Raw genomic sequence first — 15,548 nt, forward strand, 5'->3', positions numbered from 1 at the left:
GAACAGAGAAGTTAAGCCCGATCGCGCCGATGGTACTGCATGTCTTGTGGGAGAGTAGGTAGCCGCCATCCTTTACAGGAGCCCCCGTGAGAGTAATCTTGCGGGGGCTTTTTTTTCATGCCATAGAACACTGTTTTAGAACATAAAGAGTTATTGTTTTTATTCCTTAAATTGGTCGTATGTTTGTAATCTGATTCTATAACATGAATTGGAGGTGTATGGACATCTAACAGTTACATTAACCGTTAAAGTAATTCTATAGAAATACAATAAAGTAACCGTATGAAAAGCGATTTTTGCTCTTTGTTGGCATTTCCTGCAATTTCCCTATTAGGCAGGATTCTTTTGGCCGGAAAGTTTCAGGTTTTTATCCTTTTTCCATTGTTTGTTTTCTTGTCATGCACTGGAAAATCTATAAACGTAGCGAGCGAGTCAGGCAACGATAGTATTCCCGAGGGTGCAATCCCGTTTGAATACGATTTCAAAATGAAGAAGGTAATTTTAATTCCAGGACTACTGGATGATTCTATTCCTATGAAATATTTATTGGAGACAGGATTAGGAGTAACTGTATTTTCTGATAGTTTTGCTTATGATTTCGAGGATGATGGACGGGTACAAAAATTAAAGACTATACAAATAGGAAAATGGAAAAAGAGTTACGGTAATTCGTTAAAAGCTAACTATTTGGATAAAAATAATTATATATATAAGAATTTTTTAGAAGAGCAAGTAGCTTTTATCCCATGGCATTTCTTCGATAAGAAAATAATAGAAATATCATTTACACATCAATACATTCGGGAAATTTTTACTACAAAGAACCTTTCAGGGTATGATTCTGTAAAAATTACGATCGATTCAGGTTTATTGAAAATACCCGTCAGTGTTTTTTTACAAGGGAAAAAAATAAATGAGTTTGTTTTTATTGATACAGGTTCTAATGGAGATGTATCGCTCAATTATAACATTTCACTTAAATACAAAATAAACACCGAGAACGCGACTCAGGGTAGGTTGAGAGGATATAGTGTGGCGCATTCCCGTTTTTCCCTTCCTGCTGATACCATTAAAGTAGGTAGAAATTTTGTAACCACTGGACACTATATTTCTTTTGCCTCAGAGAAGGCTCAATTGATGCCTTTTGGGGGGCTTATAGGTACTCGATTTTTCGAGAATTTTGATGTCATTTTGGATTTGAAAAATTATTATCTGTATCTCAAACCGGTGAAGAGAAATAATTGAATTTTAAATTCGTTTGTTTGACAGGTGTACATAAAAGTCTATTTATGAAAACACCCAGAGCGCAGGAGAGACATGGGCCATGTCTCATCGTCTTGCGCCAAACAGCATTATCGTTGGACGACAGACTGCTGGTGCAAATGGAAATGTTGGAAGAATTTATTTGCCCGGAGGTATTGAATTCAAATATACCCAATTGGGAGCTTATTATCCCAATTGGGTGAAATTACAACGAGAAGGTGTGAAAATAGACATTCCCGTATCTCCTACACTGGATGATATTAAAGCTGGACGGGATGTTTGGATCGAGAAAGCCATTGAGATCATTGAAAATTAATTCAACGATCAATATGGGACCGAACAATAAACCGAAGATGGAGCTATAATTTAAATGCAAGAATAATGATCAACTGAACTTCAGTGAACTGCTCTTATTCACACTTTTATCCACTTCTTTCGGATTACCGAAACAGGTAACGTCGGCAGCACCCGAAACGGAAATATCGAGGCGATTCGTAACCCGGATGCTCCCGTCGGCTGCACCTGAAAAACCGGCATTACAATTGCGGGCAGTGAGTTTGGAAGCCGAAACATCACATCCGCCGCTGGCATTCAAGATGAGCTCGTCGGTCTTCCCGGACAGTTCAATATCACATCCTCCACTGGCGGTGATCACGGCCGCCTGTGCGGATATATCATACAAGTCCACATCGCTTCCACCACTCACGTCGGCTCTCACTGTCTCTGCTGCAATAAAGCTTATCCTGGCATCACATCCTCCCGAAAACTGGCCCTTAAATAGCTTACACTCCAGCCTTAAATTTTCCAGATCGGTACCACCACTCAATTCAAGCTCAAAATCACCTGTTTTTATGGGAGTATCAAAACGGATATCTACACCACCCGATGCGTCTATCCTTTCTAAATCCGTAACAGTGACATATACTTTTTGAACTGTGTTATGTGAACGAAGCAATTTGTTGAGAGAAAATGAGCTGTTACCCTTTTTGTTATAAACATACAGCGTGCCATTTTTGACTTCCACGACAGCCCTGTCCAATATATCCTCGCTGACTTCTATAGAAACCGACTGGCGGTCACCTTGACGAACCACAACATCCCATCCGCCCGAGGCATTGATCGCAGTAAAGGACGATACCTGACGGTTTTGTTTTATGATCTTGTTCTGCGCCGGTGCGCTGACGAGTGCCATTGTGGCAAGGATAATTGTAAATAATGTCTTCATTGTTGAAAATGTTTAGTTTATATTCTATTTTATTATAAGACTTGATTTGCGTCGGTTTGGTTACAACTTTCTTTCAATTTTTTTATTTACCATTCAAGCTTGGTTTTTCACTCGACTTTTACTATATTTGTGCTAAAAAAGGAGATATAGACAATGAATAAGATCTGCCAGCCAAAATAACTCTGGTTGAAAGTGTGGGCTAATGGGAAATTGATAAGTCGATTCTTTTATTATTCTGTGGTTTATATTTGATATTTTTATTAAATAATATTTTGAATCTATTATATGTTTGCGTTAATTAACTATATTATTTTGTGTTTTAACTTTCAGAACTCTATTTTTGTGCGTTGTATTTTTCGCAGATTGTAATATTGACTTCTTGCTATATAATGTAAAAATAAAATTTTAAGATAGATGTTGACCCTTTTATTAATTGTGCACGTCCACGTCTATTTTTTGTGTACGTACACGGTTGAATGGAGGTGATTATAAAGCATTCGGTTGATTTTTAATTTCTGATTTTTAATGAGTTAAGTTGGTTTTTCGAGTTGTTGAGAGATTGAAAAATATAGATGGGTATGCATGTTCTTAAAGAGTTTTTTGAGGTTATTTTGTCTATTATGTCAAATTATTAAAAACGAAAGATTAATCAACAAATGTTCACTGTGGTTTTCGGAGTGGACTCAATTATTGAATTTATAAATTTAGTAAAAACATTCACATGAAAAAGCGAATTCAAATTATTCTATTACTGATTTTTCTTATCTCTCCCTTGTGGGTAATAGCTCAGGAACAAAAGCTTATAAGAGGTGAGGTTATTGAAGAGGATTCCGGGGAGCCTTTACCTGGTGCAGCAGTCTTAGTCGAAAAATCAACCAGAGGAGTAACGACCGACATTGATGGGACTTTCGAAATAAGAGCCTCCCAATCGGACAAGTTGGTAATTTCTTTTGTCGGAATGGTCTCACAAACTGTCGAAGTGGGCAAGCAGACATACATAAAAGTGGCTCTCCGTTCAACAGCCAGTGAACTTGAAGAAGTTACCGTTGTGGCATTTGGCCGACAAAAGAAAGAGAGTGTCGTTTCTTCTATATCGACTGTAAAAATTGGTGATATAAAAATTCCATCCTCTAACCTGACTACCGCATTTGCCGGAAGAGTAGCAGGACTCATTTCTTATCAGACTACCGGAGAACCGGGTGCAGATAATGCTGAGTTTTTTGTACGTGGAGTTTCCTCTTTCGAAGGATCCCGTTCTTCTCCTTTGATTCTTATCGACGGTTTTGAGGCCACAAAAGATGATTTGGCGCGTTTGCAGCCCGATGATATCGAAAGCTTTTCAGTTATGAAAGATGCCACTGCGACTGTTCTTTATGGTGCTCGTGGTGCTAACGGTATTCTTATCGTGAACACGAAATCGGGATTGGAAGGCAAGCCCAAAATCAGTGCAAGATTTGATATGAACGTAGCTACCCCTACCCGTGTCAAGGAAGTGTTAGATGGCGTATCTTATATGCGGATGTATAATGAGGCTCAGATCAGTCGCAATCCGGAAGCTGTTCCTTTCTACAGTGAACAAAAAATCCAATCAACCATGCGTGGAGATGATCCCATGATTTATCCCAATATAAACTGGTACGATGAGCTTTTCAATTCTACTACCATGAACACCAAGGCTAACATCAATATATCGGGTGGAGGACAGGTAGCCACTTATTATGTAGCGGCGGGTTTTGATCATGATAACGGATTGTTGAAGGTTGCGGAAATGAATAATTTCAACAATAATATCAGTATCAATCGAGTACATGTACGTAATAATATCATATTGAAATTGTCTCCAACGACCAAGATAGATACGCGTATCCAAGGACGTTTTGAGAAATATAACGGTCCTTCGATATCTGCTACCGATATTTATAAAATGGTTATGAATGCAAACCCGGTTGATCATCCTGTAATTTACAGGCCTGATGAAGCACGTATACATGCCGACCATATTCTTTTTGGTAATACCTTTAATAATAACCAGGTAATGAAACAAAATCCTTTTGCCGAAATGGTAAGAGGATATGAGCAGCGAAATGAGAACAGGATTTTGGCACAAGCCTCTTTATTGCAGGATCTTGACTTCATAACTTCGGGCTTGAAGATGCAGTTGAAAGTCGCAGCCCAAACATGGAACAAAAGTTCAGGAACAAGGTCTTATACCCCGTTTTATTACGGATTGGATAATTACAATTTAGTGACCGGTGAGCACAAACTCTATGTGCTGAATCCCACCAACACGAATTACAAGTTGGGTGATGTCAGACCCGATAACGATTCCGATGCGTTATTCAATGGTGAACTTCGGTTCAATTGGGATCGTAATTTCAATAAACATGCTGTCGGTTCAATGCTGGTGGGTATGATTAGTGAAAAGTTATTGACAAACGGAAAGAATAATTCTATTTACCAAACATTGCCTGAAAGGAATCTGGGGGTTTCGGGAAGAAGTACATATGGCTATGATTCCCGTTATTTCCTTGAGTTTGCCTTTGGATTTAACGGCTCGGAAAAATTTTCAACGGATAGAGCATTTGGTTTTTTCCCTTCCTTTGGTGCAGGGTGGTTGATCTCTAATGAGCCTTATTGGAAAGTGAGTAATAAAATCATCAGCAACATGAAACTGAGATTCTCTTGGGGACGGGTCGGAAATGATGTGCTCGACGGACGTGGTGGACGTTTCTTTTACCTTTCGTCCTATAATCGGGGGGGAGGTTCTTATACTTTCGGCACCGACTTCCTGAACTATTACCCGGGTTACAGTATCTCCAGCTATGCCAATGCCGATATATCCTGGGAGGTATCCACAAAGTACAACTATGGACTAGAGTTAGGGTTGCTAAAGAATGAAGCCATTAAAATTCAGGCGGATTATTTTATCGACGAACGAAACAATATTTATGAAGTACGTAACAATTATCCACACAGTGCCGGTTTGGAAGTGCCGATCAAGACCAACTCCGGAAGGGTCCGTTCAAATGGTATTGATATTTCGATGGATGTTGAGCACAGTTTTAATAAAGAGTTCTGGATGACCGGCCGCGGTACATTCACTTATGCCGTCAATAAAATCCTGCAAAAGGATGAGCCCAATTACAGGGATGCCTACCGCAGTCAGATAGGATACTCCACCTCACAAAGATGGGGATTGGTGGCCGAACGCCTCTTTGTGGACCAGTTAGAGATTGAAAATTCACCCAAACAATTCGATGGTAATTATTTGCCGGGTGATATCAAATATAAGGATGTCAATGGTGATGGAGTTATCAACTCGGAAGACCGGGTGCCGATGGGATGGCCTACTTCTCCCCAGATACAGTACGGTTTTGGGCTATCAACAGGATACAAAAAAATAGATTTTTCCTTCTTTTTCCAGGGTAATGCCAATGTTTCATTCTTTATCGACTCCAGTTCGGGCGAGGGGATTGCTCCTTTTGTCAACCGCCGAAATGCCCTGAAAGTGGTTGCCCGTGATTATTGGAGCGAGACAAATCCTAATGTTCATGCTTTCTGGCCCCGACTGTCGGTCACCGATGTGTCAAATAATACACAACAGTCGTCATGGTGGCTGCGTAACAACTCATTCTTAAGATTGAAAACCGTTGAGATGGGTTATAATATTTCATCTCTTAAAAAAATGGGTATTGAAAATATGAGACTCTATTTTACCGGTGAGAATTTCTTTGTGCTGAGTCAGTTTAAGTTATGGGACCCCGAGCAGGGAAGTAACGGATTGGGATATCCTCTCACCAGAAAATTCAATCTGGGAATTCAGGTGTCGTTTTAGTAACCACTTTAAATAAACAATAAAATGAAAAAAATATTTATATTTTTATATATTATGGTTTTTGCGGTATCATCCTGCAAAGATTATTTAGATGTAGTCCCCGATGAGGCTGAAACACTGGAAAGTCTTTATGCAACCCGTGAGAGTGCCTGGAACGGCTTGGCGAAAATATATAACTATTTGCCCAATATCACTGATGCCGATCTTTCTCCCTGGTTGTTAGGTGACGAATACATGGGAAGAAAAGACTGGGATTCCGATAACAATAAATATCTTCCCATACGAATTATGAGAGGCCTTCAAAACGAAGAAAATCCCGTTTTGGGTTATTGGTCCGGAACACGGGGTGGAAAAAAATTATATGAAGGTATCAGGCAGTGTAATATTTTTATTGAACATATTCACTTGCCTTCGAATATGGACGAATCGGAAAGGGAAGACTGGAAAGCACAGGCAAAGTTTTTGAAAGCCTATTATCATTTCTTGCTGATACAGCAATATGGTCCTATCATTATTCGGGATAAGAGTCTTTCACTCGATGCACCTAAGGAAGAATTATATCAAAATCGTTCTAAATTGGAAGATTGTTTCGATTACGTGATTCGTACCATGAATGAAGCAATACCTTACCTGAAAGGCCAGGCGGTTACCGAGGATGCCGGTCAAATCGACCAAATTGGCGCTAAGGCGATAAAGGCACGTGTATTACTTTTTCGGGCAAGCCCATTCTATAATGGAAACAGTGATTATTATGCTTCTTTCAAAGACTACGACGGTGAACCTTTTTTCCCGCTGACTTATGATGAAAATAAGTGGAAAGATGTGATAGATGCTTGTGACGATGCTCTTGCAACATGTGCTAAATTCAATAAGGGATTATTTCATTTTGAAGGCGAACCCTATCTCTACGATAGAGATGCTTTTGAAGTTAACAAAGAGCGGATGCAGACGCTCTACGACTTGAGATTACTTATAACCACTCCATGGAATAAGGAGTTGCTTTGGGGGTATAGCAATATTCTGTCGAGCAATGGCGACGGTGGTTGGAACACGGGAAGGAATGCGCTGTATGGCAGAACACAAATACGTTTTTGGGCTGTTATGCAATCAGTAATGGGTGCATTTACCGGTTTTTCCGGTGATAACGACGAAGTGGAAAATTTTGCCAATCAACATCTTGGTGCAACTTATGCGATGACCGAAAGATACTATACACAAAATGGCCTTCCTTTGACAGAAGACATTGATTTTATTGAAAGCTCGAAATACCATCAGTATGATGTGCCGAATACGGATGATCCGGCTTATGCTCCCTGGGCAGGCTATATGCAGCCCGATATGGAAACCATCTATTTATACATGAATCGGGAACCCCGGTTTTACGCTAATCTGGGTATTACCGGAGGTTATTGGAGAGGACACTATTTTCTGATACCCTTTAATCCCTATTATAGCACTTCGGGAACGACCGCTATCCCACGGGGAGATAATGGTAAAATACTCTATCCTTTTGGCGGCAGGGAAACATGGAGAAAAGCAAACGACTATCTGGAGACTTGCATCGGAATCCAGAAATTTGTACACCCCGAATCCTATTCCGGCAACTGGACACGCCTTCAACGCAGCCCATTTCCCATTATTCGTTACGCCGACCTTCTGTTGATGAAAGCAGAAGCGCTTAATGAGTTTTACGGCCCTACTCAGGTTGTTTATGATGCGCTGGATGAAGTTCGCACCAGAGCTGGCATTCCATCTATACAAGAAGCATGGAAAATTGGTGGAAAGGCTCGAAATGCCGGCAAACATTTGACCCAGGAGGGATTGCGTGAAATTATCCTCCAGGAGAGAGGAATTGAATTGGCTTTTGAAGGAAGCAGGTTTTATGATATGCTACGTTATAAGAGGGCACCGAAAGAATTCTCTAAACCCGTATATGGCTGGAACAATACTGCTAGTGATATTGGCGCTCAAACCGGTAGGGGACCGGAATTGAAACAGATTCGTAGCTTTACAATCACCGATTGTTTATGGCCGATCAGCATTGGCGAACTGAATATTCAGGGAGGATTGAAACAGAATCCCGGATGGAGATAGAAATTATTAATAATTAAAAGTTAAAAGTTAATAATTAAAAATTAAGAATATGATGATTTTTAGATATTTATTGATAGTAACCTTCTCGTTGTTAATGCTTTATGGGTGTGCGGAAGAAGGTCGGTTTGAAATCAGCGCCAGCGACGATACCGTCCCGGGTGTACCGGTGGTGACCAGAATAGAGCCATTGGATGGAGGCGCACGTATTTTCTACGATTTGCCAAGAGATGAACAACTATTGCAGATAGTAGCTGAAATTACCGCTTCCAACGGAAAGAATTTTAAATTCTCATCCTCTTATTATAAAAAATATCTCGAAGTATGGGGATTAGGGGAACAAAGAGAGTATGTTTTTAATATCTGGGCGGAAACCAGAGGGGGAACTAAATCCGCCATGGTACCCGTTAAGGTTACTCCTAACACATCCAGTATCTGGTATGTGAAAGAGTCAATCGGCGTCAATCCTGGCTTTGGTGCTTTAATCGTGGACTGGAAAAATCCTCAGACGCAAACTGTAAACGTGTTTGTAGACCTTGATTTTATGTTGAACGGCGAACGAAAACTATTAGGATTGGTTTATTCGTCTAACACCGACTCGGTTCATCAGGTGATTCCTGATTTGCCTCCCGGAGAAGCTATTAATGTAAATGTACGCGTTGAAGATATCTATGGGAATAGTACCGATAAATATGTAGTGAATAATGTCCGGTTGTTGGAGGATATGAAAATCCCTAAAAGAGATGCCAGCGGTAATCCTATCTGGATATTGCCTAAAACAAATGATTCTATTGACTGGATCCCCATGTGTTTTGGTGACGGTTTTAACGGTAGATTGGAGCGTGTGATAGATGATCAAATCGACTTCAAGCAGGGATCAAGTGCCGCATCGAATAACTATATGCATACCAGTGGTATGGGACGTACCGGTATTCCCGGTATTCAAATGGCTAATGTATGGAATTTAATTATCGATTTGGGCGGTTACTGGCATATTAGCAGGGTAACTACTCATCAGCGTTGGGATTATTCTGTGAGTGCCCCAAGAAGTACTCTCTATCAGGGAGAAAATGTAGGTCATTTCGCATTGTGGGTTTTGGATGAAGACCAACCCGGAGACAGAGTCTGGAATATTTATGGAGAAGAGGTCAGTGGCACGTGGGTACGTATTTCGGAGCATTATATACCCATTCCGGTCGGCTTGGCATCTATTGAGTATGTCCCGTTAGGAATAAAAGGAGATGAATCCTATATGTTCCCGCAAACGCCCGGATACACAAAACCGGTACGTTGGTTCCGCTACGAAGCGCTTTCCGGGATAAATGCTGAGAATAATATTCCTTATTCATCTTCAAATTTTAACTGCTTGTCGGAAATCACGCTATACGGGATGCCCGAAGGGGACGTTAACGATAAAGAAGTGATTATTAAATAGAACATTCTTTAAAAAATAGGAATTATGAAAAAAGTTATTTTTATAATTATGCTTGTGACAGTGTGGATGACCTCCTGCAAATCGGGGTTTGACAACATAGAAGAATTCGCATCCTCTGAAACCATCTATCCCGGTAAGTTTGATACCATTGCTCTCTCTGTGGGATACAACAGGATCGAACTCGATTTGCTCAAAGACAATTTCGAGTTGGTGAATAAAAAGATGGTGAGGAAAGAGATACCGGTGTCTTCCGAACAAATCTGGCTGGGTAAGGCGGTAAAGACAGTTGTGGAAGTTGAAGGTGAAGATAAACCCCGCGTATGGGACCGTCTTCTCTCGAGAATAAGCATCGACGGACTGAATGAGGCGAGATTATACCATTTCAAGGTATATACCGAGGATGAATTTGGAAACAAGTCGGTACCACAGGAAGCATCGGAGGTACCTTTTACCGACATCGACCTGGATGTGTACGATGATATCCCTGTGCCAAAAATTTCTCCGTCCCCATTCTCTGCTACTTTAAGTTGGCTGGATATATCCAATCCGTTAATGACATATGTCGGCATGCAATATGAGTATTATGATATGGAAAATGTTTTAAGGAAAGGTGAATTGCTTCCGGATGAAGAACTGAACTTTAATATGCAAAATCTCAAAGGTGAATCAAATTATTCGGTTGACGTATATGTTCGTGTCATGCCTTTTAGAGGAGAAGTGCAAATTATAGATACTATTGCTTTTAAACGTACCTATTCTACCACCACACTCAATGAACAAACTTATCGGGAATGGTGCAGGGACAAAGCCCGCAAAGTGGCAACTGTTGGCTGGACACAAGGTGCTACTGTTTTTTGGCAAGTGGAGTCAGACCCAACCCAGATTTTTTCAGTGGTGGAATATACAGACTATACCAATCCCGAAAATCCGGAACAGGCATCGGTTAAAGCTCTCAGAACAGATGCAATCACTATTTTACCGGGTGCCCGGCCCGGCCAGCCCATTACGATTCATTCTATCTATCAACCACCCGGATCTATTGCCGAAGTACCCACTGATGAACGGAAATATACCACGTTGTCGGTTGTGAATGGAATGATTGACATTGACAGGACATTCTGGAAAAATGTGTATACCTCGGTACAGCCCGCGACGGATGGTAAACCGCAGAACGGTAGACCTTTTCAGGACGCTTGCTATGATGGTTCCGACCTGTCGATTAATTCATTCCTGTCATTGTCAAAGCCCAGCAAAAGTTCGGGTGGCTCCAATAATACGGCAGGAGGCGGTAGAAAAGTGTATTTCGTGCTTGATATGGGATATAAGACCACTTTCAATAGTTTCTACTGGATTCATAGAACCGCATCTGGTGATGGCCAGGGATTGATGTGGTGGGGTGTCAAATTATACGGCTGTAATGATTACCTCGGTCTTCGGCAATTTACCAATCCGGTGAGCGCTGCCGACGATCCTGATCCCTCCGCTTGGGAACTTATAAAGGATATCAATTTCGGTGAGGATGAAAAAGGTGTTCTCTTCCCCAGTAATAAACCGCCATTGAATTACAATCCCGTGTATGCACCTACGAATCATAGCAGGCAAACTCCTGTTTACAATCTTCCTGAATGCAATTATAGGTTTGTGAAGGTAGAACTTTCAAAATATGATCTGGTAAATAACAGTAACGTGGGAGTTAAATCATTTAATCTCTGTTTTAAAACAGAGTGAGTTTAGTAGATTGAGACAGAGAAGGGATTGTGATTGGAAAATAACCATCACAATCCCTTTATTGTATCTATTGTACAGGATAACGAACAAGCAGATGCAATAATCGAGTAAAATTTAAAAGCTTGAATAAGTTTGGACTTTCACTTGTGTGACTCCCTGAAAATGCTTAATATTGTACTCCGTAGGTTATTATTGAAGACAATCAGATAAAGTATATGAAGGTGACAAGAAAAAATTATGTGAGAAAAAATTCGGTAGGAGTGATAGGTATCCTGTTCTTTTCTATACTGTTATCTTGTGGTGTAAAAACGCCGCAAGGTAAAAATCAGGAATTTTCTTCCGAAAGAAAGAGTTTGAGTGAAAGAAATCTCAAGCGGGCGATGGAGATTACCGATCATACAATCGCTGCCCATTTTACAGGAAGCGGAATGAGGATGGCCCGGTTTTATAACCCTTATGCCGATACCCGCCCGGATGAAGTGGGAAGCGTATGGATGTATACCAGCGCCATCGAAGCTGTCAACGCCATCCTGCACGCTTTGCAGGCAGAGAAAGAACATGGAGATGGAACTCTCTATAATACGCATTTTAAACGTTATACCGATCAACTTCGGGAACTGTATGATAATGCTGATTATTATTTGGGTACGTTCACCCTGACCTCTTATACCCAGACGAAAGAGTGGACCATTTACGGTGTGAACCGTGGCAGATCTAAAGGCACCGCTAAAGTAGAAGGCATTGAGAATGTATATGACGACCAGATGTGGTTGACCCGCGAACTGTTGGAATCGTATAAACTGACCGGCGAAGAAAACTATCTTCAGAAAGCGGAATACCTGACTGAATATGTGCTCGATGGATGGGATTGTACCATTGATGAAAATGGCAACGAGGTCGGTGGTATCCCCTGGGGGCCGGGCTATGTCACGAAACACTCATGCAGTAACGGTCCGATGGTAAGTCCCCTGGTCTGGCTCCACGAGCTCTATATGGGAAAGAACGACGAGATTACCCATCGCTATATCGACCCCGTAGACAGGAGAACAAGGAAGACGGCACAGATGAAGAAAAGTGATTACTATCTCATATTCGCCGAAAAGGTCTATGACTGGCAGAAGAAACACCTGATTCGCGAAGATGGTGTCTACAGCGATATGATGGGTGGCTGTACTCCTGGAAAACCGGAACTGGAAACGATCGATGGGGTTACTTACCGCAAAGGGGTTATTTGCCGCGACAGGGTAGGGACTCCGCTTACCTATAACAGTGGAACGATGCTGTCGGGTGCGGCCGATCTCTACAGGGCGACGAGCTATAACAGATACCTTACCGATGGTGTGGCGCTATCGGATGCAACTTTCTCTTTCTTCGCGAAAAAAGACCGGGAGGTGGAAGGCTATTACAGCTATAAGATCGATGGATTCAATAACTGGTTCAACGGAGTGCTGATGAGAGCTTACGTCGATTTTTATCCGAGGTATCCCGAAATCGATAGTTATATCGATACTTTCCAGAAGAACCTCGATTATGGTTATGAACACTTCCTCCATAACGGTTTCCTGCCTTCCAACCTGCTGACCGGATGGAAGCCTGATCACAAGGAAAACAATACGGAAGGGATGTTCAGTTTTTCTTTCGCTGCCGAATATGCTGTATTGGCACGTTATCAACTGACAAAATAAAATGTGAATTCTATGAAAAGATCAATCATTGCCCTATCGGCAGGACTATGCTTTTTACTGCCGCTGCACGCCCAACAGGAGAAGCCGGTAAAAACCACCCTACAGACATCCAGGGAGTGGAGGCCCACGATCGATGTGAGATCGGATGCAGTGATGGTCTACGGAGTTGGTGGTAACCCTTCCGACAAATCAAGGAGGATCCCTTTCGAAGAACGGGTACAATCCTGGAGAGATAGAGGTTATATTACCCATTTTATGACCGGTATCGCGTGGGGTGAATATCAGGACTACTTTACCGGCCAATGGGACGGGAAGATGCATCTCGACGAAGGACAGGTACAACAGAACGGCGATACCATCTGGCATGGTCATATGGTACCCTACATTGTTCCTTCCGAGAATTTCCTGACTTATCTCAAGGAGATGCACGTGAAGAGGGTGATCGATGCCGGTATTGATGTGATTTTCATGGAAGAACCCGAATTCTGGGCGAGAGCGGGATACAGTGAAGCATTCAGAAAAGAATGGAAAAAGTATTACGGTTTCGACTGGAGGCCGCAGCACCTGTCGCCTGAAAATACCTATCTTGCCAATAAACTGAAATATCATCTCTATTATAATGCCCTTGACGAGGTCTTTTCGTTTGCCAAGGAGTATGGGAAAAGCAAGGGAATGGATGTGAAATGTTATGTTCCTACCCATTCTTTGGTCAATTATGCCCAATGGAAGATTGTCAGCCCGGAAGCGAGCCTGGCTTCGCTTCCTTCTGTCGATGGTTATATCGCTCAGGTATGGACAGGCACTTCCCGCGAGCCGAACTACTTCAATGGTAAGATGAAAGAACGGGTCTTTGAAACCGCTTTCCTTGAATATGGTTCCATGGAGTCGATGACGGCACCCACGGGAAGAGAGATGTTTTTCCTGACAGATCCTATCGAGGACTGGCCACGCGACTGGGGGGATTATAAGAAAAATTACGAGGCCACCTTTACTGCCCAACTGCTCTACCCCGGTATCGACAAGTATGAGGTGATGCCATGGCCGGAACGGATCTATGAGGGGCTCTACCGTACCAGCCACGACAGCGACAAGAAAGAACGGATCCCACGGCATTACTCTACACAGATGCAGGTGATGGTCAATACATTGAACCATATGCCGAAAAGTGAGAATCGGGTGGACGGATCACCCGGTATCGGAGTGCTTATGTCGAATTCACTGATGTTCCAGCGTTTCCCGGAACATGACGGCTATGAGGATCCGCAACTGGCCAACTTTTACGGTCAGGCCCTCCCCTTGTTAAAGAGAGGAGTGCCGGTTCAGACAGTACATATGGAGAACCTCTCCTATCCTGAAACACTGAAAAATATAAAGGTATTGATCGGTTCCTACTCCGGGATGAAGCCGATGGAAGAACGGGAACACCAATTCCTTGCCGAATGGGTGAAGAAAGGAGGAATCCTGCTCTATTGCGGGAGGGATAGCGATCCCTTCCAGCAGGTGACGGAATGGTGGAACAGCAACGGGAAAGATTATCCTACTGCATCTGCCCATCTTTTTGAATTGTTAGGCGTACCGAAACCTTATGCAGCCGGGCAATATAGTGTAGGAAAAGGCCAGTTGCATATTGTGCGGAATGATCCGAAAGAGTTTGTGTTGACTGAAAACGGAGATACCCATTTTATGGAGCTCCTGAAGAAACTCTATAGCAAGGCTACCAAAAAAACTCTGCAGTGGAAGAATTATTTCAGCCTGAGAAGGGGCCCCTACCTGATGGTTTCCGTTTTGGACGAGTCGGTGAGCCAATCGCCTTTTGTAGCAGAAGGATGCTTTATTGATCTTTTCGATCCCGAGATACCGGTACTGCAGAAGAAAGTGTTACATCCGGGACAACAAGCACTGTTATATGATATTGATAAGATTGACAACCGGAAGCAACCCGGTGTACTTGCAACGGCTGCACGTGTCAGCGATGAGAAAAGAGATGGAAATCGCTACACTTTCACTGCGAAAAGCCCGATTCAAACTACCAACGTGATGCGTATTCTTTTGCCGGGTGAAGCATCTGCCTGTAAGGTGACGAACAAAGACGGAGAACCGGTAGACCACCACTTTTCCATGGATAAGAAAAGCGGCACCGTTTTTCTGAAATTTGAAAATGACCCTGACGGAATCAATGTGCAATTAGAATGGTAGAATAAAAATAAATGAACTATATTTGTAGCGATTTAAGATAAATCAGTCATTTCTTGGTAAAGAAATACATCATTGTGTATTTTGGATGAA

9 protein-coding genes are annotated in these 15,548 nt (G+C 42.1%); 8 read left to right on the plus strand and 1 reads right to left on the minus strand.

Annotation, left to right across the window (positions count from 1 at the left end; all coding sequences use genetic code 11):
* Nucleotides 1-282: 282 nt before the first annotated feature.
* On the plus strand, nt 283-1,245 hold the full coding sequence (locus VB073_RS15815) for a hypothetical protein (RefSeq protein ID WP_323405157.1): 963 nt from the start codon (nt 283-285) through the stop codon (nt 1,243-1,245).
* A gap of 40 nt (nt 1,246-1,285) precedes the next feature.
* Complete coding sequence (locus tag VB073_RS15820) at nt 1,286-1,579, plus strand: S41 family peptidase (protein WP_323405229.1); 294 nt, start codon at nt 1,286-1,288, stop codon at nt 1,577-1,579.
* A 69-nt stretch (nt 1,580-1,648) separates the two neighbouring features.
* On the opposite strand, the gene VB073_RS15825 is transcribed toward VB073_RS15820, so the two are convergent.
* Nucleotides 1,649-2,488: a head GIN domain-containing protein gene (locus VB073_RS15825; RefSeq protein WP_323405158.1), complete on the minus strand. Its 840-nt coding sequence runs from the start codon at nt 2,486-2,488 to the stop codon at nt 1,649-1,651.
* Nucleotides 2,489-3,209: 721 nt separating this feature from the next.
* Here VB073_RS15825 and VB073_RS15830 point away from each other — a divergent pair.
* The 6 genes from VB073_RS15830 (at nt 3,210) to VB073_RS15855 (ending at nt 15,458) form a co-directional block, all read left to right on the plus strand.
* The gene (locus VB073_RS15830; protein ID WP_323405159.1) at nt 3,210-6,323 is read left to right on the plus strand and encodes a TonB-dependent receptor; all 3,114 of its coding nucleotides are present in this window, start codon (nt 3,210-3,212) and stop codon (nt 6,321-6,323) included.
* A 24-nt stretch (nt 6,324-6,347) separates the two neighbouring features.
* The gene (locus VB073_RS15835) at nt 6,348-8,417 is read left to right on the plus strand and encodes a RagB/SusD family nutrient uptake outer membrane protein (protein WP_323405160.1); all 2,070 of its coding nucleotides are present in this window, start codon (nt 6,348-6,350) and stop codon (nt 8,415-8,417) included.
* Nucleotides 8,418-8,466: 49 nt separating this feature from the next.
* Nucleotides 8,467-9,849, plus strand: a complete 1,383-nt coding sequence (locus VB073_RS15840; protein WP_323405161.1) for a DUF4959 domain-containing protein — start codon at nt 8,467-8,469, stop codon at nt 9,847-9,849.
* Between the two features lie 24 nt (nt 9,850-9,873).
* Complete coding sequence (locus VB073_RS15845; RefSeq protein WP_323405162.1) at nt 9,874-11,577, plus strand: DUF4998 domain-containing protein; 1,704 nt, start codon at nt 9,874-9,876, stop codon at nt 11,575-11,577.
* A gap of 215 nt (nt 11,578-11,792) precedes the next feature.
* On the plus strand, nt 11,793-13,262 hold the full coding sequence (locus VB073_RS15850) for a glycoside hydrolase family 76 protein (protein ID WP_323405163.1): 1,470 nt from the start codon (nt 11,793-11,795) through the stop codon (nt 13,260-13,262).
* Nucleotides 13,263-13,274: 12 nt separating this feature from the next.
* Nucleotides 13,275-15,458, plus strand: a complete 2,184-nt coding sequence (locus tag VB073_RS15855; RefSeq protein WP_323405164.1) for a hypothetical protein — start codon at nt 13,275-13,277, stop codon at nt 15,456-15,458.
* The last annotated feature ends 90 nt before the right edge of the window (nt 15,459-15,548 follow it).

Source organism: Proteiniphilum sp., from assembly GCF_034927365.1.
Lineage (GTDB): Bacteria > Bacteroidota > Bacteroidia > Bacteroidales > Dysgonomonadaceae > Proteiniphilum.

What these genes read in the sequence shown, in the direction of transcription:
- VB073_RS15815 (WP_323405157.1), top strand. Translation starts at nt 283, where the DNA reads ATGAAAAGCGATTTTTGCTCTTTGTTGGCATTTCCTGCAATTTCCCTA.
- VB073_RS15825 (WP_323405158.1), bottom strand. Translation starts at nt 2,488, where the DNA reads ATGAAGACATTATTTACAATTATCCTTGCCACAATGGCACTCGTCAGC.
- VB073_RS15830 (WP_323405159.1), top strand. Translation starts at nt 3,210, where the DNA reads ATGAAAAAGCGAATTCAAATTATTCTATTACTGATTTTTCTTATCTCT.
- VB073_RS15835 (WP_323405160.1), top strand. Translation starts at nt 6,348, where the DNA reads ATGAAAAAAATATTTATATTTTTATATATTATGGTTTTTGCGGTATCA.
- VB073_RS15840 (WP_323405161.1), top strand. Translation starts at nt 8,467, where the DNA reads ATGATGATTTTTAGATATTTATTGATAGTAACCTTCTCGTTGTTAATG.
- VB073_RS15845 (WP_323405162.1), top strand. Translation starts at nt 9,874, where the DNA reads ATGAAAAAAGTTATTTTTATAATTATGCTTGTGACAGTGTGGATGACC.
- VB073_RS15850 (WP_323405163.1), top strand. Translation starts at nt 11,793, where the DNA reads ATGAAGGTGACAAGAAAAAATTATGTGAGAAAAAATTCGGTAGGAGTG.
- VB073_RS15855 (WP_323405164.1), top strand. Translation starts at nt 13,275, where the DNA reads ATGAAAAGATCAATCATTGCCCTATCGGCAGGACTATGCTTTTTACTG.